The organism is Metabacillus malikii, assembly GCF_030813355.1.
In the GTDB taxonomy this organism is placed as follows: Bacteria; Bacillota; Bacilli; order Bacillales; family Bacillaceae; genus Metabacillus; species Metabacillus malikii.
Window position 1 is genome coordinate 1 of the sequence record NZ_JAUSUD010000038.1, and the last position, 25,595, is coordinate 25,595.

Annotated in this window: 23 protein-coding genes and 1 tRNA gene; 23 read left to right on the forward strand and 1 reads right to left on the reverse strand. The window is 38.6% G+C overall.

Features of this window, described 5'->3' with window-relative positions; all coding sequences use genetic code 11:
* Window positions 1-502: 502 nt before the first annotated feature.
* The 14 genes from J2S19_RS22170 (at window position 503) to J2S19_RS22235 (ending at window position 14,072) form a co-directional block, all read left to right on the forward strand.
* On the forward strand, window positions 503-1,669 hold the full coding sequence (locus J2S19_RS22170) for an ATP phosphoribosyltransferase regulatory subunit (protein WP_307346628.1): 1,167 nt from the start codon (window positions 503-505) through the stop codon (window positions 1,667-1,669).
* The gene (gene hisG, locus J2S19_RS22175) at window positions 1,670-2,302 is read left to right on the forward strand and encodes an ATP phosphoribosyltransferase (RefSeq protein WP_307346630.1); all 633 of its coding nucleotides are present in this window, start codon (window positions 1,670-1,672) and stop codon (window positions 2,300-2,302) included.
* Between the two features lies 1 nt (window position 2,303).
* Window positions 2,304-3,572 (forward strand): histidinol dehydrogenase, encoded by a 1,269-nt coding sequence (hisD, locus tag J2S19_RS22180; protein WP_307346633.1) that lies wholly within the window; start codon window positions 2,304-2,306, stop codon window positions 3,570-3,572.
* Window positions 3,573-3,585: 13 nt separating this feature from the next.
* Window positions 3,586-4,173 carry an imidazoleglycerol-phosphate dehydratase HisB gene (hisB, locus tag J2S19_RS22185; protein ID WP_307346635.1) on the forward strand — a complete coding sequence of 196 codons (588 nt, stop codon included), beginning with the start codon at window positions 3,586-3,588 and terminating at the stop codon, window positions 4,171-4,173.
* The gene (hisH, locus tag J2S19_RS22190) at window positions 4,174-4,797 is read left to right on the forward strand and encodes an imidazole glycerol phosphate synthase subunit HisH (protein WP_307346637.1); all 624 of its coding nucleotides are present in this window, start codon (window positions 4,174-4,176) and stop codon (window positions 4,795-4,797) included. It begins immediately after the preceding gene.
* Between the two features lie 31 nt (window positions 4,798-4,828).
* Complete coding sequence (gene hisF, locus J2S19_RS22195) at window positions 4,829-5,587, forward strand: imidazole glycerol phosphate synthase subunit HisF (protein ID WP_307346640.1); 759 nt, start codon at window positions 4,829-4,831, stop codon at window positions 5,585-5,587.
* On the forward strand, window positions 5,584-6,216 hold the full coding sequence (hisIE, locus tag J2S19_RS22200; RefSeq protein WP_307346643.1) for a bifunctional phosphoribosyl-AMP cyclohydrolase/phosphoribosyl-ATP diphosphatase HisIE: 633 nt from the start codon (window positions 5,584-5,586) through the stop codon (window positions 6,214-6,216). The genes hisF and hisIE overlap by 4 nt, the downstream gene beginning before the upstream one ends.
* 815 nt (window positions 6,217-7,031) lie before the next feature.
* The gene (locus J2S19_RS22205; protein WP_307346645.1) at window positions 7,032-8,486 is read left to right on the forward strand and encodes a tetratricopeptide repeat protein; all 1,455 of its coding nucleotides are present in this window, start codon (window positions 7,032-7,034) and stop codon (window positions 8,484-8,486) included.
* Window positions 8,487-8,637: 151 nt separating this feature from the next.
* Entirely contained in the window at window positions 8,638-9,591 is a 954-nt protein-coding gene (gene trxB / locus J2S19_RS22210) for a thioredoxin-disulfide reductase (RefSeq protein ID WP_307346648.1), read from the forward strand.
* A 719-nt stretch (window positions 9,592-10,310) separates the two neighbouring features.
* Window positions 10,311-10,769 (forward strand): 8-oxo-dGTP diphosphatase, encoded by a 459-nt coding sequence (locus tag J2S19_RS22215; RefSeq protein WP_307346651.1) that lies wholly within the window; start codon window positions 10,311-10,313, stop codon window positions 10,767-10,769.
* Between the two features lie 157 nt (window positions 10,770-10,926).
* Complete coding sequence (gene rapZ / locus J2S19_RS22220; protein ID WP_307346654.1) at window positions 10,927-11,835, forward strand: RNase adapter RapZ; 909 nt, start codon at window positions 10,927-10,929, stop codon at window positions 11,833-11,835.
* Window position 11,836: 1 nt separating this feature from the next.
* Window positions 11,837-12,799 (forward strand): gluconeogenesis morphogenetic factor MgfK, encoded by a 963-nt coding sequence (gene mgfK / locus J2S19_RS22225; protein ID WP_307346657.1) that lies wholly within the window; start codon window positions 11,837-11,839, stop codon window positions 12,797-12,799.
* Between the two features lie 37 nt (window positions 12,800-12,836).
* On the forward strand, window positions 12,837-13,787 hold the full coding sequence (whiA, locus tag J2S19_RS22230; protein WP_307346660.1) for a DNA-binding protein WhiA: 951 nt from the start codon (window positions 12,837-12,839) through the stop codon (window positions 13,785-13,787).
* A gap of 27 nt (window positions 13,788-13,814) precedes the next feature.
* Window positions 13,815-14,072: an HPr family phosphocarrier protein gene (locus tag J2S19_RS22235; RefSeq protein ID WP_307346663.1), complete on the forward strand. Its 258-nt coding sequence runs from the start codon at window positions 13,815-13,817 to the stop codon at window positions 14,070-14,072.
* Between the two features lie 213 nt (window positions 14,073-14,285).
* On the opposite strand, the gene clpP is transcribed toward J2S19_RS22235, so the two are convergent.
* Window positions 14,286-14,882 carry an ATP-dependent Clp endopeptidase proteolytic subunit ClpP gene (gene clpP, locus J2S19_RS22240; protein ID WP_307346666.1) on the reverse strand — a complete coding sequence of 199 codons (597 nt, stop codon included), beginning with the start codon at window positions 14,880-14,882 and terminating at the stop codon, window positions 14,286-14,288.
* A 322-nt stretch (window positions 14,883-15,204) separates the two neighbouring features.
* Between clpP and J2S19_RS22245 the strand changes: the two genes are divergently transcribed.
* The 9 genes from J2S19_RS22245 (at window position 15,205) to eno (ending at window position 24,851) form a co-directional block, all read left to right on the forward strand.
* A tRNA-Arg gene (locus J2S19_RS22245) sits at window positions 15,205-15,280 on the forward strand.
* Between the two features lie 148 nt (window positions 15,281-15,428).
* On the forward strand, window positions 15,429-17,093 hold the full coding sequence (locus J2S19_RS22250) for a PAS domain S-box protein (RefSeq protein WP_307346668.1): 1,665 nt from the start codon (window positions 15,429-15,431) through the stop codon (window positions 17,091-17,093).
* Between the two features lie 148 nt (window positions 17,094-17,241).
* On the forward strand, window positions 17,242-17,484 hold the full coding sequence (locus J2S19_RS22255; protein ID WP_307346671.1) for a glutaredoxin family protein: 243 nt from the start codon (window positions 17,242-17,244) through the stop codon (window positions 17,482-17,484).
* A 140-nt stretch (window positions 17,485-17,624) separates the two neighbouring features.
* Window positions 17,625-18,644 (forward strand): sugar-binding transcriptional regulator, encoded by a 1,020-nt coding sequence (locus tag J2S19_RS22260; RefSeq protein WP_307346674.1) that lies wholly within the window; start codon window positions 17,625-17,627, stop codon window positions 18,642-18,644.
* Between the two features lie 123 nt (window positions 18,645-18,767).
* On the forward strand, window positions 18,768-19,775 hold the full coding sequence (gene gap, locus J2S19_RS22265; RefSeq protein WP_307346677.1) for a type I glyceraldehyde-3-phosphate dehydrogenase: 1,008 nt from the start codon (window positions 18,768-18,770) through the stop codon (window positions 19,773-19,775).
* 176 nt (window positions 19,776-19,951) lie between these two features.
* Window positions 19,952-21,136 carry a phosphoglycerate kinase gene (locus J2S19_RS22270; protein ID WP_307346679.1) on the forward strand — a complete coding sequence of 395 codons (1,185 nt, stop codon included), beginning with the start codon at window positions 19,952-19,954 and terminating at the stop codon, window positions 21,134-21,136.
* 85 nt (window positions 21,137-21,221) lie between these two features.
* Window positions 21,222-21,983, forward strand: coding sequence for a triose-phosphate isomerase (tpiA, locus tag J2S19_RS22275; RefSeq protein WP_307346682.1), 762 nt, complete (start codon window positions 21,222-21,224; stop codon window positions 21,981-21,983).
* Complete coding sequence (gene gpmI, locus J2S19_RS22280) at window positions 21,976-23,511, forward strand: 2,3-bisphosphoglycerate-independent phosphoglycerate mutase (protein ID WP_307346684.1); 1,536 nt, start codon at window positions 21,976-21,978, stop codon at window positions 23,509-23,511. Before tpiA ends, gpmI begins: the two co-directional genes overlap by 8 nt.
* 47 nt (window positions 23,512-23,558) lie before the next feature.
* Window positions 23,559-24,851, forward strand: coding sequence for a phosphopyruvate hydratase (eno, locus tag J2S19_RS22285; RefSeq protein WP_307346686.1), 1,293 nt, complete (start codon window positions 23,559-23,561; stop codon window positions 24,849-24,851).
* The last annotated feature ends 744 nt before the right edge of the window (window positions 24,852-25,595 follow it).

Sequence of the window (25,595 nt, forward strand, 5' to 3'; positions counted from 1 at the left end):
GCCGTGTGCGGTAATACTGCACGCACGGTTCTGTGAGGAGTGAGGCACAAATACAGAAAGACTGGATTTGTGTTCCCACTTACTCGACCGGGATGCGTGGGAGAGGTGAGACCCCACAGGCGTTGACGCCGAGGAGGCTCAGCACCCACCCCGCGGAAAGCGAGTACTGGAGCGGAAATCAACCAGAACGAAGACTATGTTAAAAGCAATATTGGTGAGCTATATATAGCTATTATCAGAAATAATACGTAGATTACATCGGTAGACCTCTGTCCCATCCATATATTGTCTAGATGATTCATGAACAAGGTTTTACTTAGTTCAACAATTAGTTAATTAAACGTTTGTTTAATACAAATAGACAGAATTTTAGTGCAAATTAAGTTACATGTAACTGACATTACACTTGAAACCATCTCTTTATTTTGGTAGTATATTAGCATATTAGCGAAGTAAAGGATTTTGAAAATTATTAGTATTCAATAACGGGGGTACAAACAACATGTTTATGTTTGAGAAACCACTTGGAATGGTGGATACATTACCAAATTTATATGAAGTCAAAAAGAATACACGTCAAGCGATGACAAAAACGATTGAACAATGGGGATTTCGATTTATTGAGACACCAACACTCGAATATTATGAAACAGTCGGCGTCCAATCAGCAATTTTAGATCAGCAGCTGTTTAAATTATTGGATCAGCAAGGACATACATTAGTGCTTAGACCTGATATGACAGCACCGATTGCTCGTGTAGCAGCGTCTAAGCTTTACAATAATCTTTATCCTTTAAGACTTGCATACTCTGCAAATGTTTACCGTGCACAACAGCGTGAAGGTGGACGTCCTGCTGAGTTTGAACAAGTCGGTGTTGAATTTATCGGCGACGGAACGACTAGTGCGGATGCAGAAGTGATTGCCTTAATGGTTTCAACATTAAAGGAAGCAGGCTTAGATAACTTTAAAATTGCAATCGGCCATATCGGTTATGCAAATGCGTTATTTAAAGAAGTGCTAGGTAATCAAGAACGTGCCGATGTTCTGCGAAGATTTTTATATGAGAAAAATTATGTAGGCTATCGTGAACATGTGAAAGGATTAAGCTTATCATCGATAGATAAAGATCGTCTTTTAAAGCTTCTATCTTTCCGCGGAGACATCGATAAGGTTGAGGAAGCGAATTCACTTGTTTCAACTAATGAAGCACAGCAGGCGTTACAAGAAATTAATCAGCTGTGGTCAACGCTAGAAGAGTTTGAAGTCACAAATTATGTAAAGCTTGATTTAAATATCGTCAGCCATATGAGCTACTACACGGGAATTTTATTTGAAGTATATGCCGAAAATGTCGGCTTTTTAATCGGCAATGGCGGTCGTTATGACCATCTGTTTGAAAAATTTAACCGGGCTGCACCTGCAACTGGCTTCGGACTGCGTATCGATAGATTAATTGAAGCGTTAAATGTAGAAGTAAATCCACAATTGCAATGTGTTATTTATAGCCCTGAGCGCCGTAAAGAGGCAATTGAACATGCAAATGAATTAAGAGAAGCTAACAAACGTGTTGTGATGCAAGAAATCTCAGGTGTTAAAGATGTTGATGCTTTTACGAGACAATTTGAAGAGGTTATCTATTTTATCGGTTCACGAAAGGAGGAGCTGTAAATGTCAGATGTATTAACGATTGCGATGCCGAAAGGGAGAATTTTTGAAGAAGCAGCAGATATGCTTCGCAAAGCAGGTTATCAGCTCCCACCTGAATTTGATGAATCGAGAAAACTCATTTTAGATGTACCAAATGAAAACATCCGGTTTATTTTAGCGAAGCCTATGGACGTTGTGACTTATGTAGAACATGGTGTAGCCGATGTTGGAATTGCTGGTAAAGACGTGATGCTTGAAGAAGACCGTGACGTATACGAAGTGCTTGATTTAAAAATTAGTGCTTGTTATTTAGCTGTCGCAGGTTTACCAGATGGGAAAATATCTGATGTTGCGCCAAAAATTGCAACAAAATATCCGAAGGTTGCTTCAAGCTATTTCCGAGAACAAGGCGAGCAGGTTGAGATTATTAAACTTAACGGTTCGATTGAGCTAGCACCACTAATAGGCTTAGCTGACCGAATTGTCGATATCGTTTCAACAGGGCAAACATTAAAGGAAAACGGACTAGTTGAGCTTGAACAAATCTGTCACATTACTTCACGATTAATCGTTAACCCTGTGAGCTATCGGATGAAGGATGAACCGATTGATCAATTAGTTGAACGACTCTCAACTGTCATTGGAGGTTCGTAACATGAAAATTACCCGAATTACTGATGAAAAAGTATCATTAAGACGAACGATTGATACAGGAACAGAGCAGCAGCGTAAAGATGTTCAAGAAATCATTGGTGCAGTACGTCAAGATGGCGACCAAGCACTTTTTGCTTATACTGAAAAGTTTGATAACGTGTCACTTTCAACACTTGCAGTTACAGAGGAAGAATATACAGCAGCATATCGTGAATTAGATGATGAATTGATTGAAATCATACGTGAAGCGGCAATAAATATCCGGACTTTTCACGAAAAACAAAAACGTGAATCATGGATTAGCTATGATGACGACGGGACGATGCTAGGTCAAAAAATGACAGCATTAGATGCAGTCGGAGTCTATGTCCCAGGTGGAACTGCAGCATATCCATCATCTGTGCTTATGAATGTTATCCCAGCACAAGTGGCCGGTGTGAAACGAATTGTCATTACGTCTCCACCAAATGAAAAAGGTACATTACCGGCAGGAGTTTTAGTTGCTGCAAAGGAACTTGGCGTTGCAGAGATTTATAAAGTCGGCGGAGCACAAGCGATCGCAGCATTGGCATATGGAACAGATACGATTGCAGCTGTAGATAAAATTATGGGACCGGGGAATATTTATGTTGCGCTTGCTAAACGTGAAGTATTTGGTATTGTTGACATCGATATGATTGCAGGTCCAAGTGAAATTGTTGTCCTTGCAGATGAAACGGCTCGTGCCAATGAAATTGCTGCAGACTTATTATCACAAGCCGAGCATGATAAAAATTCATCAAGCATTCTTGTGACAACATCACAGCAAGTTGCGGAACAAGTACAGGCAGAGGTTGAACGACAAGTGGCTCTCTTGCCAAGACATGAAATAGCAAAAGCATCTGTTGATACATTTGGTCATATTTATGTCGCTGATAATTTGGAGATTGCACTTGCAGTCGTGAATGAACTCGCACCGGAACATTTAGAAGTGATTACAGAAAATCCATTAGCATTATTGCCTAGCATCAAACATGCCGGAGCGATTTTCTTAGGTCGCTATAGCTCAGAACCAATTGGAGATTATTTCGCAGGACCGAACCACGTGTTACCGACAAATGGAACAGCACGTTTTTCAAGTCCGTTAAACGTCGATGACTTCATGAAAAAATCGAGCATTATCCAATATAGTCAGCAGTCATTTGAAAAGAACTTTGCGAAGGTTGCCAAGCTTGCTCGCCTTGAAGGCTTGGAAGCACACGCACGTGCTCTAGAGGAACGTTTAAAATAAGGAGGAACGATTCATGGTAAGAACCGCATCAATTGACCGAAAAACGAATGAAACAAAAATTGAATTAGCCTTTAATATAGACGGTGAAGGAAAATCATCGCTTAAGACAGATGTTCCGTTCATGGACCATATGCTTGACCTATTTACAAAGCACGGCCAGTTTGACTTAACGATTGACGCAGATGGTGATGTTGAAATCGATGACCACCATACAACAGAGGATATCGGAATTTGTTTAGGAAACGCATTGCGTGAAGCGCTTGGTGATAAAAAAGGTATTAAACGTTATGGGAATGCCTTTGTTCCAATGGATGAAGCACTCGCACAAGTCGTTGTTGATTTAAGTAATCGACCACATCTGGAATTCCGTGGGGAGTTGCCTAGTCAAAAGGTCGGTACATTTGATACAGAAAACGTCCACGAATTTTTATGGAAGCTGGCACTTGAAGCACGCATGAATCTTCATGTCATCGTCCATTATGGTCAAAATACTCATCATATCATCGAGGCTGTTTTCAAAGCGCTAGGTCGAGCATTGGATGAGGCGACAACCGTGGACCCACGTATTAAGGGGGTTCCTTCGACGAAAGGAATGTTATAAATGATCGCAATTATCGATTATGGGATGGGTAATCTCTACAGTGTGAGTAAAGCGTTAGAACGGATGGGTGTTGACTATATTCTCTCCAGTGACATCGCCGAACTGGAAAAAGCAGATGGTTATATTCTTCCTGGTGTTGGTTCCTTTAAGGATGCGATGGAAATCTTAGAGGAAACAAAACTAACGTCATTTATTAAAGAAGTGACAACAGCGGGTAAGCCACTACTAGGCATTTGCCTCGGTATGCAGCTGTTGTTTGAAGAAAGTGAAGAAAACGGCCTCTCGAAAGGACTCGGATTGCTTCCAGGTAAAGTCGTGAAAATTCCAGAAACAACGAATGGTACAACGTTAAAAGTGCCTCATATGGGGTGGAATGAGCTTGACATTAAGAACGAACGTACATTATTAAAAGGAATTGACAAAGGCTATGCCTACTTTGTTCACTCCTTTTATGTGGATACAGACGAAACCGATATTCTGTTAGCAACTGCTGAATACGGAGTAGATGTGCCTGCAGTTGTTGGCAGAGATAATGTGTACGGTACGCAATTCCATCCAGAAAAAAGTAGTGAGCATGGTCTTGCGATTTTGAAAAATTTCATTCAACTTGTAAATAGAGTGTGACACTTAAAATAGTTGAACGGGGGAAGTAACGATGATAACAAAGCGAATTATTCCTTGTCTTGATGTAAAGGATGGACGGGTCGTAAAAGGTGTTCAGTTTTTAGGTTTGAGAGATGCAGGCGACCCAGTAGAATTAGCTAAGTTTTATGACGAAGAAGGAGCAGATGAGCTTGTTTTTCTAGATATTTCAGCATCACATGAAGGACGGAAAACGATGGTCGATGTCGTCGAGCAAGTTGCTGGACAATTAGCGATTCCTTTTACTGTTGGTGGCGGAATTAACGCATTAGAGGATATGAAAAGAATTCTTCGTGCAGGTGCTGATAAAGTTTCTTTAAATACAGCCGCTGTTCTTAATCCCGAGCTAATAACCGAAGGAGCAAGCTTTTTCGGCTCCCAATGTATTGTCGTTGCGATTGATGCGAAGTATGATGAGTCTCTAGGTAGCTGGCGCGTCTATACACACGGTGGCAGAAAAGCAACAGATTGGGAAGTTGTCGCGTGGGCAAAAGAAGCAGTTACACGTGGTGCAGGTGAAATCTTGCTAACGAGCATGGATAGTGACGGAGAAAAGAACGGTTTTAACATCGCACTAAATAAAGCTGTAAGTGAAGCGGTTTCAGTTCCGGTTATCGCATCAGGTGGTGCAGGCAACGCCGAGCACTTTTTAGCAGCCTTTCAAGAAGGGAAAGCAGATGCTGCATTAGCGGCTTCCATTTTCCACTATAAAGAAACATCCGTAAAAGAAGTAAAAGAGTATTTACAATCACAGGGGGTGAACGTACGATGATTGACCAAATAAAATTCGATCAAAATGGACTCGTTCCAGCAATCGTACAAGATGCAGGAAGCAAAGAAGTATTAACATTAGCATATATGAATGAAGAATCATTAAAGAAAACCGTAGAAACAAACGAAACTTGGTTTTACAGCCGTTCTAGACAAGAGCTGTGGCATAAAGGTGCAACATCTGGAAACACACAAAAAGTCGTTGAACTTCGCTATGACTGTGACAAAGATGCTATTTTAGTACTAGTTGAACCAGCTGGACCAGCATGTCATACAGGTGATTACAGCTGCTTTACAAACGTATCAGAAGGACAAGCAAATGCAACCGAGAAATCAGACCGCTTTGCGATTTTTAATACGTTAGAAAAAGTCATCGCTGAACGTGAAGCAGAACGCCCAGAAGGTGCCTATACAACATACCTATTTAACGAAGGTGTCGACAAAATTCTTAAAAAAGTCGGAGAAGAAGCAGCAGAAGTCATTATTGCATCAAAAAATAGAGACCACGACGAACTAAAATGGGAAGTAGCCGACCTGCTATTCCATCTCATGGTCCTCCTCCGCGAACAAAAACTACCACTCGACACCGTCCTAAGTGTCCTAGAACAACGCCACACCGGCAAAAAATAAAAACCAAGGGGTCAGACCCCCAACCTGTACCACTACAACACCATTTTTAGTGTACAAAGGGTCTGACCCCTCCATCAAACTAAATCTATCAAACAATGAAATACCCCCAAAAATCCAAACCACAACCAACAATAGAGGGGTCAGACCCTCTCGTACAAATTTTCAACTATATAACAAGCACAATTTCAATCCTCTATTTTATAAACTTTGGATCTCATCTCGGCATGAATGAAGGACATATCATGCTTCTCTATCCTAAATTTTAGTCTTCATTCCAGCCATGAAGGACATTTCATGTTTCTCCATCCTAAATTTTGGTCTTCATCCCGTTCATGAAGGACATTTTATGTTTCCCCATCTTAAATTTTGGTCTTCATCCCAGCTATGAAGGACATTTCATGTTTCTCCATCCTGAATTTTGGTCTTCATCCCAGCTATGAAGGACATTTCATGTTTCTCCATCCTGAATTTTTGGTCTTCATCCCAGCTATGAAGGACATTTCATGTTTCTCCATCTTGAATTTTGGTCTTCATCCTCCCAGACAGCCACAACACAAAGTTAGCGCACGTAAACCACACACCCCCCATACAACTCCAACCCCAATTCAAACGCACAAAGAGGGTCTGACCCTCCCGTTCACCACCAAACCACAGTTTAGTACACAAAAACCTCCCCGCCCGTCCAATACAACTTCCACCCATTGTTTAATGAATAAACAAGGATATGCCTCACCACATATACAAAAACCTCTACTTCTAACCCCATACTTATGGTATACTAACCTACGGTGAAATGAATGAAATGGAGGATTTCAGTGGGAAAACAATTGAGCAAACAACAACATAAAGCACAGGTTGTCCCGTTTCTCCAAGATGGACAATATTACTATAATAAAGGCCTAAAGGCTTATCGAGAACAAAACTATCAAAAGGCGAGCAAATATTTGCAAAAGGCGGTTGAGTTAGATCCGAATGACTCAGTAAAGCTTTCCCAATTAGCAACAATTTATACCGATATGGGGAAGTATAGCCAAGCGAATGAACTGCTATCATATATACTTGATGAACTTGACGAGAATATGACGGAATGTCATTACTTTATGGCGAATAATTTCGCACATCTTGGGTTGTTTCAGGAAGCATATAAATGTGCAACTGAATATGCAAAGCAAGCACCATTTGGTGAATTTTTTGAAGAAAACGAGGACCTAATTGACCTTTTAACAATGGAAGGTGACGATGAGGAGCCTTTTTTAAAAGATCCTGATGATTTAATTTTAAAACAGGATGCGGCGAAGTCTCTTTTAGAAAATAGTCAATTTGAAGAAGCGATTCTTTTGTTAGAAGAAATCGTAAAGGAATATCCTGAATTTTGGTCAGCACATAATAACTTATCACTAGCTTATTTTTATATTGGTGAGGTTGAAAAGGCAAAGGATTATTTACAAACAGTACTAGAAAAAAATCCTGGTAACCTACATGCTTACTGCAATTTATTAGTATTTTATTATTATGAGCGCCAGGAAGATAAGGTTGATGAATTAGCAACTATGCTGTCAACAGTACACCCTTTACTTTTTGAGCATCGTTATAAGCTAGGTGCGACATTCGCATTAGTCGGTTACTACCCAGCTGCCTATAAATGGCTACGCTCCCTTTATAAACAAGGGTTTGAAGGTGATGATACTTTTTATTATTGGCTATCATATTCAGCGTATTTTACAGGCCATACAGTATTTGCCGAACAAACGTGGGAACGTGTCATAAAGGATAACAAAAGTAAAATTGGTTTAGAACCGTGGAATGCAAGCAATGAACAATCAGATATGCCTGTCGAGAGCATGTCACTTGAAGACCGTTTATACGGGATTTTCATGGCGATACAATCAAATAAGCTTTCAACGTTTAAAACAGGTCAATCGTTACAAACACAATTAGAGAAAGACTTCTTTGAAGCAGCATCAGCAAATAGCACAGATAGAAAAATTGCGATGCTTTATCAAATAACAGATAACTTATATCAGAAAAATAACCATGAAGAACTACTGTTGTTTGCGTTTCAAATATTAGTTAAAGCATATAAAATGGATATTCCATTAAAAAATAACCAAGCATGGGCTGCCGCGCTTGAATATGTGTGGATGCATGAGGAACAGCAGGAACATCAATCGCTGAGTCAAACCGATATTGCAAAAGTGTATGATATATCTGTTTCGACGGTTGCGAAATATGTGAAAATGGTGCGAGATGTATTTCATCAACAAGATTAAGGCTAACATATGAGCAAATAAATGGCATCTCCTTCAAATCTTTTATACGATTGATACAGGGTAAACTAATAAAAGTAAGAATTATAACGAATATTAGGATGAGAACTTACTCTCTAGCAATCAGAGTAATTTACTTGAGGAGTGAACAACTATGTCAGAAGAAAAAATTTATGACGTTATTATAGCAGGAGCAGGCCCAGCAGGAATGACGGCTGCTGTTTACACATCACGGGCAAATTTATCTACGTTAATGATTGAACGTGGAATTCCTGGTGGACAAATGGCAAATACAGAAGAGGTTGAGAATTATCCTGGATTTGACCATATTCTTGGACCAGAATTATCTACAAAAATGTTCGAGCATGCAAAAAAATTCGGTGCTGAATACGCATATGGAGATATTCAAGAAGTCATTGATGGTGAAGAATATAAAACCATTAAAGCAGGCAATAAAGAATACAAAGCGCGCGCGGTTATAATTACAACTGGTGCAGAATATAAGAAAATCGGAGTACCAGGTGAAAAAGAACTTGGCGGTCGTGGTGTTTCTTACTGTGCAGTTTGTGATGGAGCATTCTTTAAACAGAAAGAGCTTGTCGTAGTTGGCGGAGGAGACTCTGCTGTTGAAGAGGGTGTATATTTAACACGCTTCGCTTCAAAAGTTACAATCGTACATCGCCGTGATGAACTAAGAGCGCAAAAAATTCTTCAACAACGTGCATTTGATAATGAAAAAATTGATTTCATCTGGAACCATACTGTAAAAGAAATCCATGATGAAAACGGCAAGGTTGGTAAAGTTACTCTCGTTAATACAGTTAACGGTGAGGAAAAAGAATTTAAAACAGATGGTGTGTTTATTTACATTGGTATGGTTCCACTTTCAAAACCGTTTGAAAACTTAGGAATTACGAATGAAAATGGCTACATTGAGACGAATGAACAAATGGAAACAAGAGTAAAAGGTATTTTTGCAGCAGGAGATATTCGTGAAAAAATGCTTCGTCAAATCGTAACAGCTACTGGAGACGGAAGTATTGCTGCACAAAGTGCACAACATTATGTTGAAGAGCTTGTAGAAAAGCTTAAAACTGTTAATAAATAAGGGTACATTTACTAAGTGTAAGATAATTTAACAATTTCGTAATTCTGTTTTAACTCTCCTGTAACATGGGTGAAACAATTATGGGTTACTATATAGTTAGTAATTGACCCCCTTTTATAAATAGACTTATTTTCAGAGCATGGGCGCCCTTTTCCATGCTCCCTTTTTTTGTCCACAAACTGTTCTATAAATTCTCAAAAAAAAGTGAAACAGATCCTATCTGTCTTCCGTATATAAGTTATAACACCTACAATTTGTTACAACTCTGTTCATTGTTATGGCTGTTTTTAAATAGTATAATAAAAATAACTACTTTTTAGGCTGGGTTGGAGGAAAGTGCGAGATTGTTTTGAAGGGCACAAGTCACCTAGCGGAAAGATGTACTGCAATGGAAACCAATCCAAAAGCAAGAAAAAGTTCTTTAAATTAAAGCTTCTATAGAAAATAGCCTATTATCATAATGATTGAAAGTCACACAATAGATTCACAGGTCCATCTTTTTAGAAGGTTGATTAAAACACACACCAAGATTTTAAACGACCACGATGCATAATCAACCAAAACCTCGATTGAGTAAAAATAATAGAATAGCTGTCAATCAATACTTATGTAGCAAGTGGTTTAAATCAGAGAATGTTCGTTCTCCTGTAATCGTTTCCTAACAGGTAATTAACTCACTCTACATAAAAAGTTAACATGACTAAATGGGGTGATGATTAGTGCAACGAGTAACAAACTGTGTCTTAATGGATGGCGACAACATTCTTCTTTTGCAAAAACCTAAAAGAGGCTGGTGGGTAGCACCTGGCGGGAAAATGGAGCTAGGGGAATCGATTAAAGACACTGTCACACGCGAATATCGTGAAGAAACAGGCATATATATTAGAAACCCTCAATTAAAGGGAGTTTTTACCTTTTTAATTCAGGACGGAAAAGATATTATTTCTGAATGGATGATGTTTACGTTTTTGGCAACTGACTATCAAGGTACGAATGTATTAGAGTCAGAAGAGGGGAAAATTAAGTGGCATAGCAAGGAAGAAGTACAACATTTGCCAATGGCACCAGGTGACCATCACATCCTCGATTATGTCATGAAGGGCACAGGCATGCTATACGGAACGTTTACGTACACACCAGAATATAAACTATTATCCTATAGGCTTGACCCACAATAAAGTTATCTTTCCATACAACTGAGTAGGTAATATGTTTGGTTAAAGGGGATAAATAGGAAATTATTTAGTACTTATATGGTAATCATCTCTAAGATGAGCGATAATAAACATAGGACTTTGACCAATAAGTTCCATCATGGAGAAAGGAGGAATCATTATGTCAGTTGAAGATTCAAATGAAGTAGAAACGGTACCACAGGATATTCAAATGGTGATTATTACAGGTATGTCAGGTGCGGGGAAAACTGTAGCGATTCAAAGTTTCGAAGATTTAGGTTACTTCTGTGTCGATAACCTACCGCCAACATTATTACCGAAGTTTCTAGAGTTAATGAAAGAATCTGGTTCGAAAATGAATAAAGTTGCACTTGTGATGGATTTACGGGGGCGTGAGTTTTTTGACCATCTTTTCCAAGCACTAGATGACTTATCTGAAAGCACTTGGCTTACACCACAGATTTTATTTCTAGATGCAAAAGATGCAACATTAGTAACAAGATATAAAGAAACACGCCGTTCTCATCCTCTTGCCTCAAAAGGGCTTCCATTAGAAGGGATTGGTCTCGAACGTGAGTTATTGGAGGAACTAAAGGGTAGGGCGCAACTGATTTATGATACATCAGGGCTAAAACCGAGGGAATTGCGCGAAAAAATCTTGAAACAATTCTCATCAAGTGTTGAGCATACATTTACTGTCAATGTCACATCATTCGGGTTTAAATACGGTGTACCGATTGATGCAGATTTAATGTTTGATGTACGCTTCTTACCAAATCCTCATTATATAGATAGTATGCGGCCGATGACCGGATTACAAGAAGAAGTATCATCATATGTGTTAAAATGGAGTGAGACGCAAAAGTTTCTAGAAAAGCTAATTGATTTACTCACCTTTATTCTTCCGTACTACAAGCGGGAAGGAAAGAGCCAAATTGTCATTGCGATTGGATGTACTGGAGGACAGCATCGCTCAGTCACATTAGCAGAGTATTTAGCAAACCATTATAAAAACGATTACCACACTCAAGTGTCTCATCGAGATATTGAGAAGCGGAAGAAACATTAATATGGAGAAACAACATTTACCAAAGGTTGTCATCATCGGTGGCGGAACTGGCTTATCTGTTCTATTAAGAGGGCTAAAACAATATCCTGTTGATATAACAGCGATTGTAACAGTTGCAGATGATGGCGGCAGCTCAGGTAGACTTCGAAATGAATTAAATATTCCTCCTCCAGGAGATATTCGCAATGTTCTAGCGGCGCTTTCTGATGTTGAGCCCCTTGTAGAGGAATTGTTTCAGCATCGATTTAATAAAGGCAATAACTTAACAGGACATTCATTAGGGAATTTAATTTTAGCAGCGATGACCACTATTACCGGTGACTTTGTTCATGCTATAAAAGAAATGAGTACTGTTTTGAATGTTCGCGGAAAAGTACTTCCTGCAGCAAACACGAGCGTTGTCTTACATGCTGAAATGGAAGATGGAACAATTGTCTCAGGCGAATCGAAAATACCGTTTTCCGGTAAAAAGATTAAACGAGTTTATCTTACTCCAGAGCAGATTGAACCTCTCCAAGAAACACTAGATGTCATTCGAAATGCAGATTTAATTATTCTTGGTCCTGGCAGCCTATACACAAGTATTTTACCGAATCTTCTTGTTCCTAAAATAGGTGAAGAGGTATCGAAGGCAAAAGCGAAAAAGGTGTATATTTGTAATGTGATGACACAGGCTGGGGAAACGTTAAACTATTCAGCAAGTGACCATGTAAAAGCCTTATATGAACATATGAATGAATCATTCATTGACACAATACTCGTCAACGAGGAAGAAATACCGGAGCATATAAAGTCATTATACGAAGAAGAACTTGCTAAACCTGTCCATTACGACATTGACGCCTTAAAAGAATTAGGTCTCGAAGTGATAACAGATCATATTGTTTGCTACGAAAATAGTGTAATACGCCACGATACAAATAAAGTGGCAAAGCTATTGTATGGAATTCTTCAACAAAAATGACTTTAGTTATGCATCCAATAGAGAGGGGGTGCAGAAGTTGTCATTTGCATCAGAAACGAAAAAAGAACTTACTAACTTAGAATTAAAGCCTTGCTGTTTAAAGGCTGAACTATCTGCACTCATCCGCATGAATGGGTCGTTATCGTTTTCTAACCGGGCAATTCTAGTCGACATTCAAACTGAAAATGCAGCAATCGCAAGGCGTATCTATACACTTATTAAAAAACAGTATGATGTATCTGTTGAATTACTCGTAAGAAAAAAGATGCGTTTAAAAAAGAACAATGTTTATATTGTCCGCTTAAAGGAAATGGCAAAAGAAATTCTAGAAGATTTAAGTATTCTAGAAGAGGGATTTTCGATTGTCCGAACTATTTCAACAAGCTTAGTGAAAAAGAAATGTTGCAAACGTTCTTATATACGCGGTGCATTTTTAGCTGGGGGTTCTGTGAATAATCCTGAAACATCTTCCTATCATCTTGAAATATTCTCACTCTATAAAGAGCATAATGATTCTCTATGTGAGTTAATGAATACCTTTGATTTAAATAGTAAAACGTTAGAACGTAAAAAAGGTTTTATTACTTACTTAAAAGAAGCAGAGAAAATAACCGAGTTTTTGAATGTTGTAGGCGCGCATCAAGCACTTATGAGATTTGAGGATGTTCGAATTGTTCGCGATATGCGGAACTCAGTTAATCGGCTCGTCAATTGTGAAACTGCAAATTTGAATAAAACAATCGGTGCTGCATTGCGGCAGGTTGAAAATATAAAATATATCGATGAAAAAATTGGCATTGAAGCATTACCTGATAAGTTACGGGAAATAGCAAAACTTCGCGTCGAATATCAGGACGTAACGTTGAAAGAGCTTGGGGAAATGGTCTCTAGCGGAACGATTAGTAAATCCGGCATTAATCATCGTTTACGGAAATTAGACCAAATTGCCGAACAACTTAAATTAGGGCAAAACGTTTCATTAAAATAAATAGATTAAAGGAAAGAGGAGATAATTATGGTTGAAAAGCAAGTAGAAGTTCAACTTAAATCAGGATTACAAGCACGTCCAGCAGCACTATTCGTTCAAGAAGCAAATCGCTTTGCAGCAGACGTATTTTTAGAGAAAGACGGTAAAAAGGTAAATGCAAAAAGCATTATGGGATTAATGAGCTTAGCGATTAACAAAGGCTCAGTCATCAATCTTATCGCTGAAGGAAATGACGAGCAAGAAGCTATTGAGGCATTAGTTCACTACGTATCACAAGAAGGCTAATCAATCAGCTGTGTTGAATTTCATAATCAAATTTTAAGCACACTGATGGCTACGAGCAGTGTGCTTTTTAATGTAAAGGACTCTTTTTGAAGTGATTGTTGCTTTTTTACTAACCCCTTTTTATGGTCAGTAAAAAGCCGATGTTTACAAAAACAGCCATATAAAAAGAGGATGCCTCGAAAGGTCAACCCTTTTGAGACATCCTCATTATCTTTATTGTTTTGGTAATTCGTTACGAGTTAGAACTTTGTCAATTAAGCCGTATTCTAATGCACGTTCAGCAGTCATAAAGTTATCACGCTCTGTGTCGCGTTCGATAACCTCTAGTGGCTGACCAGTGCGTTCAGATAAGATGTTGTTTAATTTATCACGTAAGAACAAAATACGTTTAGCAGCAATTTCGATTTCAGTTGCTTGACCTTGTGCTCCACCTAATGGTTGGTGAATCATCACTTCACTGTTTGGTAATGCATAACGTTTCCCTTTATCACCAGCTGCTAATAAGAAGGCACCCATAGATGCTGCCATACCGATACAAATTGTTGAAACGCTAGGTTTAATGTATTGAATTGTATCATAGATTGCCATACCAGCAGTGATTGATCCACCAGGGCTATTAATATAAATCGAGATGTCCTTTTCTGGATCCTCAGCTTCTAAGAATAGTAGTTGTGATACGATAGAGTTTGCCACGTTATCGTCAATACCACTACCTAGCATGATAATACGGTCTTTTAATAAGCGGGAGTAAATGTCATAAGCACGTTCACCGCGGTTCGTTTGTTCAATAACTGTAGGGATTAAATTCATTGTGAATATTCCTCCTTTAATTTTCGTTTTGTACAGTAAACTTAAGTAATGCTATGTATTTCCATCATACAACTAAGGTCAATAAAGGTCAAACAAAAAGCCTGAATTGTTTAGGAAAGTTAACTTCAACTAGTATATGCATCAAAAAACAAATCATGAGACTATCATAACCAAATTTTTTTAAACCTAAACGATTTATTTTTACACTAATATAGTCGAATGTCACACTCTTATTGAGAAGATTCATATCATTTAGTCATATCAGGTATTGAAATCTTTACTCGATATGTCGTATAATAATCTAGCTGACTAATTTAATCATGCGCTCGTAGCTCAGTTGGATAGAGCGGTGGTTTCCGGTACCACGTCTGCCGGGGGTTCGAATCCCTCCGAGCGCGTCAAAATAGCAAGTGCTTGAGATTAACTCGAGTACTTGCTATTTTTTATTAGTATTTAAGTTCCGAAATGAATGGTTGCTAATTTAGAAATAATATTATTTACGAAACGTGCCGTCTATAAGATTAGTTACATGAAAAGAGGAAAAAGATGAATACTTTCGACCAATTGAAGCACATTGATTTGTTCTTTCAAATCTTCAATGGTATGTCAGACATGGTGTTTTTATCTGAGGTTGAAAAAATAGGAGAGTACCGTTATATTTTAGCGAATCGTCCAGCAATCGAATTATTAGGGATTGAATCGATTCCGAGTGGTAAGCTCCTTCATGACGTTGTTCCGGTAGATTCATACCGATTATTAAATGAAAAATATATAGAAGCCATTACTCTTAAACAGCCAGTTACCTATGAAGATAAAATAATAATACAAGGCAATTTTATATATTATGAATCAACGGTTACACCAATTTATGACGATGCTGGAACATGCACTCACATATTGGCAATAGTAAGAGACATTACAGACCGGAAAGTTAAAGACAAAGAAATAAAGCGAATGAAAGATAGATTAGAACTTATTTTTAAAAATGCTGCAGATGCGATTTATACATTTGATCGGGATCTTCAATATGTCAGTGTGAATAATGCATTTGTGGCAATGCTTGGCTGGACGTTGAAGGAATTATTAGCTGACAAATCAATTTCAATCTTTCCTGTAGATGAACGTGAAGATATAGAAAATATTATTGAAAAGTTACAAAATGGAGAAACGATCCAATTACATGAGGTTCAATGTGTCACGAAAAATGGTCAAACCATTGATGTACTAGCATCTTATTCACCAATATTTGACCTTGATGGCAATTTTGATGGTGGTGTTGTCATGTACAAAGATGTGACTGAACGAAACAACATCTTTCGTGAGCTGAAAAACAATGAATACAAATATCGTTTAATTGCCGAGCATTCGACTGATTTGATTAAAGTAATCGATACTGAGGGAATCGTTCAGTATGCGTCACCTTCTCATTTTCATATACTTGGTGTAGAACCAGAGTATTATTTAAATAAGTCTATACTCTCTTTTTTACATTCTGAAGACATGCATACATTGAAGCATGTCATAACTAAGATTATGAATCAAAAGGAAAAGGAAGCTGTTGAATTTAGAAGACTAACAAAGTCTGGAGAATGGGTCTGGTTTAATGCAATTGGAACACCTGTAGTAAATGAAGCAGGTGATGTATACCAGATTATTTTTGAAGCAAGGGATATGACAGAACGAAAAAACTACGAGGAAAAGCTGAAACAGCTTGCATATCATGATGCGTTAACAGGCTTGCCGAATAGAATCTTATTTACTAAAAAGTTAATAGAAGAAATGAAACGTGCAGAGCGATCCCAAAAAATGATTGCAGTTATGTTTCTTGATTTAGACAGGTTTAAACAGATAAATGATACGATGGGTCATGATATTGGAGATGAATTGCTCGTCTGTTTCGCGGAACGTGTCAGTCGTTGTTTAGGTGAAAAAGATATGATGGCGCGCTTCGGAGGCGATGAATTTGTTATCATGTTAACCGATTTTACACAAGGGGACCACGCAATCAATATAGCCGACCAAATTATCCAAGCTTTACAACAAGAGTGGGTAATAGAGGAATATCGGTTTAAGTCTACATCTAGTGTTGGAATGTCTTTTTATCCTCCGTATGAACAAACCGATAAAATGCTCATCAAACATGCAGACTTAGCATTATATGAAGCAAAAGAAAAGGGAAGAAATAATATTCAAATTTATGAGTATGAATAAAAATAATGAGGTGGTAGTTCCGCCTCTTTAAACCAATTCAAAACAATGGATTACAGGTATAAAAGAAATTAAAATATAAGAATACATCATCAGGTACATGCAGAGAAATGATGGATAGAAAAACGTAGATTGGAAGTGGATCCGAACGATGGAAAAAGTCATCCTCTATTCAAAAGAAAACTGCTCATTATGTGATAAGGGCCTCGCCGTGTTAAAGGAGCTTCAGCAAGAAGTATTATTTACCTATGAAGTCATCGACATCTATCAAGATGATAAGCTATTAGAGCTATATCAAATTATGATTCCAGTCGTGAAAATAGGCGAAGAAATCGTATCATATGGGATTTTAGAAAAAGATTTGATAAGAAAGCGGTTACTTCGACAAAATTGACGAAACATTCCTTGAATAAGTATTTTTACCCTGTTAAAATAAAGATGTAGCAGGGGAGATTTTTTTTTGAGCAGGTGGGACATAATAAGTCATAGTGGGACTTTTTTGGTCCATACCAACTCAGAAAGGGATAGCTCATAATGATATCATTAATAGAAGTACAAAAGAAATTATTGCCTGACCTGTTGTTGGTTATGCAAAAGCGCTATCAAATTCTTCAATATATTCGATTGATGCAGCCGATTGGTCGCAGAAGTCTCTCAACAAGTCTTGGACTTAGTGAGCGAATCCTAAGGAATGAAGTCCAATTTTTAAAGGACCAAAACTTAATTGACATTCAAGTGTCTGGAATGAGCTTAACAAAAGAAGGTACATCACTATTAAAGTCACTGGAAGAAATGATGAAGGATGTGTTAGGGTTAACGGTTCTTGAAGCAACATTGAAGGAAAAGTTTAACCTTGACAAAGTAATCGTTGTTTCAGGGAATAGTGATAGCTCACCGTGGGTGAAAAAGGAAATGGGAAGAGCGTGTGTTTCATGTATTAAAAAGCGGCTCGAAGCTAAAAATATCGTCGCTGTTACTGGAGGAACGACCCTTGCTGCGGTTGCTGAAATGATGACTCCAGATAGCAAAAATCGTGAAATCCTCTTTATACCAGCTCGTGGTGGTTTAGGAGAGACGGTTGAGAATCAAGCGAATACAATCTGTGCGAAGATGGCCGAGCGTGCAAGCGGTAACTATCGTTTGTTACACGTACCTGACCAACTGAGCAAGGATGCATATCAATCAATCATTGAGGAGCCCTCAATCAAAGAGCTTTTAGCGATAATGAAATCTTCTAGTATGGTTATCCATGGAATTGGTGACGCTAAAACAATGGCAGAACGCCGTCGAACTCCTGAAAAGGATTTTAAGAAGATTGAAGACGGGCATGCAGTTGCAGAAGCATTTGGTTATTATTTCGACCAAGAAGGTAAAATCGTACATAAAGTTCAAACGGTTGGGATGCAGTTAGACGACATTAGCGAAATATCTAATGTAATCGCTGTTGCAGGTGGTGCCTCAAAAGCAAAAGCAATCATTGCTTATATGAAACAATCCTTAGCATCGGTTTTAGTTACTGATGAAGGGGCAGCAAATGAGTTAATAAGGGAATAATTATCCCTCATTATAAAACGTTCATTTTTTATGTAAGTTTTACTGTAAAAATGAACACACTAAGTAATAAAGCGTTCAAATTCAAAAAATAAGTTTGGACATATTTAAAGGAGGAAATTTATTATGGCAGTAAAAATCGGTATTAATGGTTTTGGTCGTATTGGACGTAATGTATTCCGTGCAGCTTTAAAAAATCCTAACGTTGAGGTTGTTGCAGTTAACGACTTAACAGATGCTAACATGTTAGCTCATCTTTTAAAATATGATTCTGTACACGGAAAAGTAGATGCAGAAGTTTCTGTAGACGGTACTAACTTAGTAGTAGACGGTAAAACAATCCAAGTTTCTGCTGAGCGTGACCCAGCACAATTATCATGGGGAGCACAAGGCGTTGAAATCGTTGTTGAATCTACTGGTTTCTTCACTAAACGTGCAGATGCAGCAAAACACTTAGAAGCAGGCGCTAAAAAAGTTATCATCTCTGCTCCAGCAAGTGACGAAGACATTACAATCGTTATGGGTGTTAACGAAGACAAATACGATGCAGCTAGCCACGATGTTATTTCTAACGCATCTTGTACTACTAACTGCTTAGCACCATTCGCGAAAGTATTAAACGATAAATTCGGTATCAACCGTGGTATGATGACAACTATTCACTCATACACAAATGACCAACAAATCTTAGATTTACCACATAAAGACTACCGTCGTGCTCGTGCGGCAGCTGAAAACATGATTCCAACTTCAACTGGTGCAGCTAAAGCAGTTTCTCTAGTATTACCTGAATTAAAAGGTAAATTAAACGGTGGAGCTGTACGTGTTCCAACTCCTAACGTTTCTCTAGTTGACTTAGTTGCTGAGTTAGATAAAGAAGTAACTGTTGAAGAAGTAAATGCAGCTCTTAAAGAAGCAGCAGAAGGCGATTTAAACGGAGTTCTTGGTTACAGCGAAGAGCCACTAGTATCTGGTGACTACAACGGTAACACAAACTCTTCAACTATCGATGCATTATCTACAATGGTAATGGAAGGTAAAATGGTTAAAGTTATCTCTTGGTACGATAACGAAACTGGTTACTCTAACCGTGTAGTAGACTTAGCAGCATATGTTGCATCAAAAGGTCTTTAATCGATAACGATAACTGAATTGAATAGATTCAAAAACGGGGAAAGGGGATCATCCCCTTTCCCTGTTCCTGTTTTTCAGGATTATCTCGTTGGGCAGTAGCGCCTATGTACTTCAATGACACAGCATCTCTAGCAAAGTGATTAGGGCTACCACAACACAAAAATGGAGGGCTTTTCATGAATAAAAAATCAGTGAAAGACATTGATGTAAAAGGAAAAGTCGTCTTTTGTCGCGTTGACTTTAACGTACCGATGAAGGATGGACAAGTGACAGACGATACACGTATTCGTGCAGCTTTACCAACAATTGAATACCTTACAGAACAAGGTGCTAAAGTTGTATTAGCGAGCCATTTAGGCCGTCCAAAAGGTCAAGTTGTTGAAGAATTACGCTTAAATGCAGTTGCTGAAAGATTACAATCTCTATCAGGCAAAAACGTTGTCAAAACAGACGAAGCATATGGTGACACTGTAAAAGCTGAGATTGCTAAATTAGAAGAAGGTGGCGTTCTATTATTAGAAAACGTTCGCTTCTACCCTGGTGAAGAAAAAAATGACCCGGAATTAGCAAAAGCATTCGCAGATTTAGCAGATATTTATGTTAACGATGCATTCGGTGCTGCACACCGTGCCCATGCCTCTACTGAAGGAATTGCAAAACATATCCCTGCAGTTGCTGGATTCTTAATGGAGAAAGAGCTAGAAGTTTTAGGAAAAGCACTTTCAAATCCTGAACGACCATTTACAGCAATTATCGGTGGAGCGAAAGTAAAAGATAAAATCGGTGTTATCCAAAACCTTCTTGATAAAGTAGATAACTTAATCATCGGTGGCGGACTAGCTTATACATTCATCAAATCTCTAGGACATGATGTAGGTAAATCACTTCTTGAAGAAGATAAAATTGACCTAGCTAAGTCATTTATTGACCAAGCGAAGGAAAAAGGTGTTAATCTATATATGCCTGTAGATATTGTTGTAGCTGATGATTTCTCAAATGATGCGAATATCAAAGTTGTTCCTATTGACAGCATTCCAAGTGATTGGGAAGGTCTTGATGCAGGTCCTAAATCCCGTGAAATCTATGCTGATGTTATCAAAAATTCTAAATTAGTTATTTGGAATGGACCAATGGGTGTATTTGAACTTGACGCATTTTCAGGCGGAACGAAAGCAGTTGCGGAAGCACTTGCTGATGCAAAAGACACATATTCAGTCATTGGAGGAGGAGATTCTGCAGCCGCTGTAGAAAAGTTTGAGTTGGCAGATAAAATGAGCCATATCTCTACTGGTGGTGGAGCTTCTCTAGAATTCATGGAAGGTAAAGAACTTCCAGGTGTCGTAGCTTTAAATGACAAATAAAAACCGATGAAATAAGCAGATAAAATTGAGATTTGTCGCGACATCTTAATTAGTTCTGCTATTCATCTGTAAAGGATGGTGTAACATGAGAAAACCTATTATCGCAGGTAACTGGAAAATGAACAAAGTTGCTTCTGAAGCAAAAAGCTTTGTTGAAGAAGTAAAAGGACTAGTACCGAACGCAGCAAATGTTGACTCTGTTGTATGTGCGCCTGCATTATTTTTAGAAAGCCTTGTACAACAAGTTCAAGGTAGTGACTTAAAAATCGGTGCTCAAAACATGCATTTCGAGGAAAACGGTGCTTTTACTGGCGAAATTAGTCCAGTAGCATTAAAAGATTTAGATGTAAGCTATGTTATTTTAGGACACTCTGAGCGTCGTGAAATGTTTGCTGAAACAGATGAAACAGTAAACAAAAAGACGTTAGCTGCATTCAAACACGGTTTAACTCCAATCGTTTGTTGTGGTGAAACGCTTGAAGAGCGTGAAGCTGGTAAAACGAATGACTTAGTAGGTGACCAAGTGAAAAAGGCGCTTCAAGGTTTATCTGATGACCAAGTGAAGCAAACAGTTATCGCTTATGAGCCAATTTGGGCAATTGGAACAGGTAAATCTTCATCTGCTCAAGATGCAAATGAAGTATGTTCACATATTCGTCAAGTTGTTGCAGAACAATTTTCAACAGATGTTGCTGAAGCTGTTCGCATTCAATATGGCGGAAGTGTAAAGCCTGAGAACATTAAAGAATACATGGCACAGTCTGATATCGATGGTGCATTAGTAGGTGGCGCAAGCTTAGAAGCTCAATCTTTCCTTCAACTTTTGGAGGCAAGTAACAATGAGTAAATCACCTGTTGCATTAATTATCCTTGACGGATTCGCTTGTCGTGATGAAGTGAAAGGTAATGCTGTTGCACAAGCGAAAAAACCAAACTTTGACCGCTTATGGAATCAATACCCTCATGCGCAATTAACAGCATCTGGAGAAGCAGTTGGATTACCAGAAGGTCAAATGGGAAACTCTGAAGTAGGTCACTTAAATATCGGGGCTGGACGTGTTGTTTATCAAAGCTTAACACGTGTAAATGTTGCTATCCGTGAAGGCGAATTTGAAAAAAATGAAACTTTTACTGACGCAATCAATCATGTGAAGCAAAATGGCACAAACCTTCATATTTTTGGTTTACTATCAGATGGAGGCGTACATAGTCATATTCAACATTTATATGCTCTTTTACAGTTAGCTGCAAAAGAAGGCGTAAAAAATGTGTATATTCATGGCTTCCTAGATGGACGTGATGTTGGTCCAAAAACAGCAAAAACTTATTTGAATGAGTTACAAGAAAAAATCAAAGAATATGGTGTCGGAGAAATTGCAACGATTTCTGGACGTTATTATTCAATGGACCGTGACAAGCGTTGGGACCGTGTAGAAAAGTCTTATCGCGCAATGGTTTACGGTGAAGGACCTGCTTACACATCCGCAATGGAATGTGTAGAGGATTCTTATAACAACAGCATTTATGATGAATTCGTTCTTCCTTCTGTGATTACAAAAGAAGACGGTTCACCTGTTGCAACAATTGCTGATAACGATGCTGTTATTTTCTATAATTTCCGACCAGACCGTGCAATTCAAATCTCAAATACATTTACAAATGAAGATTTCCGTTCATTTGACCGTGGTGAGAAACATCCGAAGAACTTACATTTCGTTTGTCTGACTCACTTCAGTGAAACAGTAGATGGATATGTTGCATTTAAACCAACAAACCTCGATAATACAATTGGTGAAGTGTTAGCACAAAATAACCTTACTCAATTACGTATTGCTGAGACGGAAAAATATCCTCACGTTACCTTCTTTATGAGTGGCGGCCGTGAAGAGAAATTCCCTGGTGAAGAACGAATCTTAATCGATTCACCTAAGGTTGCAACATATGACTTGAAACCGGAAATGAGTGCTTACGAAGTAACGGACGCGTTACTTGAAGCAATCGCTTCTGACAAGTTTGATGCCATTTTACTTAACTTTGCAAATCCAGATATGGTTGGGCACTCCGGAATGCTCGAACCAACGATTAAAGCGATTGAAACAGTTGATGAGTGCCTAGGTAAAGTTGTTGATGCGATTCTTGCAAAAGGCGGAAAAGCAATTATTACAGCAGACCATGGTAACTCAGATGAAGTTATCACCCTTGAAGGTGAGCCAATGACAGCTCATACAACAAATCCTGTTCCTGTTATCGTAACAGAAGAGGGCGTTTCCCTTCGTGACGGTGGAATTTTAGGTGATTTAGCACCAACGATGCTAGATTTACTAAATGTTGAAAAACCAGTTGAAATGACTGGAACAACCCTTATTAAAAAGTAAGTACAAACACTATAAAAAAATTTAGATAAAAAAGGAGATTAATAAACATGCCATACATTGTAGACGTATATGCTCGTGAAGTATTAGACTCTCGTGGTAACCCAACAGTTGAAGTTGAAGTACACACTGAATCAGGCGCTTTTGGTCGCGCATTAGTACCATCTGGTGCATCAACTGGTGAATATGAAGCAGTTGAGCTTCGTGACGGTGACAAAAGCCGTTATTTAGGAAAAGGTGTTTTAACAGCTGTTAAAAACGTAAATGAATTAATCGCTCCAGAATTAATCGGTTTCGAAGTAACAGAACAAAACGCAATCGACCAAGCTTTAATCGAGCTTGACGGTACAGAAAACAAAGGTAAATTAGGTGCTAACGCAATCCTTGGTGTGTCTATGGCTGCTGCACGTGCTGCTGCTGACTACCTACAAGTACCTTTATACCAATACCTTGGTGGTTTCAACTCAAAAACTCTTCCAGTTCCAATGATGAACATCGTTAACGGCGGAGAGCATGCTGATAACAACGTTGATATCCAAGAATTCATGGTAATGCCAGTAGGTGCTGAAAACTTCCGTGAAGCACTACGTATGGGAGCAGAAATCTTCCATAGCTTAAAAGCAGTTCTTCAAGGTAAAGGCCTAAACACTGCTGTAGGTGACGAAGGTGGATTTGCACCAAACTTAGGTTCTAACGAAGAAGCACTACAAACAATTATCGAAGCAATCGAAAAAGCTGGCTACAAACCAGGTGAGCAAGTAATGTTAGCAATGGATGCTGCATCTTCTGAGTTCTACAACAAAGAAGACGGTAAATACCATCTTTCAGGTGAAGGCGTTGTTAAAACTTCTGCTGAAATGGTTGACTGGTACGAAGAAATGGCAAACAAATACCCAATCATCTCGATCGAAGACGGCTTAGACGAAAACGACTGGGATGGTCACAAATTATTAACAGAACGCCTTGGCGGAAAAGTACAACTTGTTGGTGACGACTTATTCGTTACAAACACGAAAAAACTTTCTGAAGGTATCGAAAAAGGAATTGGTAACTCAATCCTAATCAAAGTGAACCAAATCGGTACACTTACTGAAACATTCGATGCAATCGAAATGGCGAAACGCGCTGGCTACACAGCAGTTATCTCTCACCGTTCTGGTGAAACTGAAGACAGCACAATCGCTGACATCGCTGTAGCAACTAACGCTGGCCAAATCAAAACTGGTGCACCATCACGTACAGACCGTGTTGCAAAATACAACCAACTTCTACGTATCGAAGATCAATTAGCTGATTCTTCTAAATATGATGGAATTAAAACATTCTACAACTTAAAAAAATAAGCTAGTAATAGAAAACGGAGCTACCTCAATGATGGTGGCTCCGTTTTTTTATACCCACCACAGCAGGAAAAACGAAGCTAAGGTAAAATAGAATCGTTATAAAAGCCCGTCAGAGAAAGAAAAAGTAGCATTAGGTAAAATAGAATCGTATTAAATGCCCGCCGGAGTGGGAAAAAGCATCGAGAGGTAAAATAGAATCGTATTAAAAGCCTGCCGGAGTGAGAAAAAGCATCGGAAGGTAAATTAGAATCATCTTAAAAGCCCGTCGGAGTAGGAAAAAGCATCGAAAGGTAAAATAGAATCGTCATAAAAGCCTCCCGGAGTGAGAAAAAGAAACGAGAGGTAAAATAGAACCGTTTTAAAAGCCCGTCGGAGTAGGAAAAAGCATCGAAAGGTAAAATAGAATCATCTTAAAAGCCCGCCGGAGTGGGAATAAGCATCCAAAGGTAAAATAGAATCGTCATAAAAGCCCCCCCGGAGTGAGAAAAAGCAACGAGAGGTAAAATAGAACCGTTTTAAAAGCCCGTCGTAGCGTGAAAAAGCATCGAAAGGTAAAATAGAACCGTTTTAAAAACCCGCCGGAGTGGGAAAAAGCATCGAAAGGTAAAATAGAATCATCTTAAAAGCCCGCCGGAGTGGGAAAAAGCATCGAGAGGTAAAATAGAATTGTATTAAAAGCCCGTCGTAGCGTGAAAAAGCATCCAAAGGTAAAATAGAACCGTTTTAAAAGCCCGTCGGAGTGGG

What these genes read in the sequence shown, in the direction of transcription:
- J2S19_RS22170 (WP_307346628.1), top strand. Translation starts at nt 503, where the DNA reads ATGTTTATGTTTGAGAAACCACTTGGAATGGTGGATACATTACCAAAT.
- hisG (WP_307346630.1), top strand. Translation starts at nt 1,670, where the DNA reads ATGTCAGATGTATTAACGATTGCGATGCCGAAAGGGAGAATTTTTGAA.
- hisD (WP_307346633.1), top strand. Translation starts at nt 2,304, where the DNA reads ATGAAAATTACCCGAATTACTGATGAAAAAGTATCATTAAGACGAACG.
- hisB (WP_307346635.1), top strand. Translation starts at nt 3,586, where the DNA reads ATGGTAAGAACCGCATCAATTGACCGAAAAACGAATGAAACAAAAATT.
- hisH (WP_307346637.1), top strand. Translation starts at nt 4,174, where the DNA reads ATGATCGCAATTATCGATTATGGGATGGGTAATCTCTACAGTGTGAGT.
- hisF (WP_307346640.1), top strand. Translation starts at nt 4,829, where the DNA reads ATGATAACAAAGCGAATTATTCCTTGTCTTGATGTAAAGGATGGACGG.
- hisIE (WP_307346643.1), top strand. Translation starts at nt 5,584, where the DNA reads ATGATTGACCAAATAAAATTCGATCAAAATGGACTCGTTCCAGCAATC.
- trxB (WP_307346648.1), top strand. Translation starts at nt 8,638, where the DNA reads ATGTCAGAAGAAAAAATTTATGACGTTATTATAGCAGGAGCAGGCCCA.
- rapZ (WP_307346654.1), top strand. Translation starts at nt 10,927, where the DNA reads ATGTCAGTTGAAGATTCAAATGAAGTAGAAACGGTACCACAGGATATT.
- mgfK (WP_307346657.1), top strand. Translation starts at nt 11,837, where the DNA reads ATGGAGAAACAACATTTACCAAAGGTTGTCATCATCGGTGGCGGAACT.
- J2S19_RS22235 (WP_307346663.1), top strand. Translation starts at nt 13,815, where the DNA reads ATGGTTGAAAAGCAAGTAGAAGTTCAACTTAAATCAGGATTACAAGCA.
- clpP (WP_307346666.1), bottom strand. Translation starts at nt 14,882, where the DNA reads ATGAATTTAATCCCTACAGTTATTGAACAAACGAACCGCGGTGAACGT.
- J2S19_RS22250 (WP_307346668.1), top strand. Translation starts at nt 15,429, where the DNA reads ATGAATACTTTCGACCAATTGAAGCACATTGATTTGTTCTTTCAAATC.
- J2S19_RS22255 (WP_307346671.1), top strand. Translation starts at nt 17,242, where the DNA reads ATGGAAAAAGTCATCCTCTATTCAAAAGAAAACTGCTCATTATGTGAT.
- J2S19_RS22260 (WP_307346674.1), top strand. Translation starts at nt 17,625, where the DNA reads ATGATATCATTAATAGAAGTACAAAAGAAATTATTGCCTGACCTGTTG.
- gap (WP_307346677.1), top strand. Translation starts at nt 18,768, where the DNA reads ATGGCAGTAAAAATCGGTATTAATGGTTTTGGTCGTATTGGACGTAAT.
- J2S19_RS22270 (WP_307346679.1), top strand. Translation starts at nt 19,952, where the DNA reads ATGAATAAAAAATCAGTGAAAGACATTGATGTAAAAGGAAAAGTCGTC.
- tpiA (WP_307346682.1), top strand. Translation starts at nt 21,222, where the DNA reads ATGAGAAAACCTATTATCGCAGGTAACTGGAAAATGAACAAAGTTGCT.
- gpmI (WP_307346684.1), top strand. Translation starts at nt 21,976, where the DNA reads ATGAGTAAATCACCTGTTGCATTAATTATCCTTGACGGATTCGCTTGT.
- eno (WP_307346686.1), top strand. Translation starts at nt 23,559, where the DNA reads ATGCCATACATTGTAGACGTATATGCTCGTGAAGTATTAGACTCTCGT.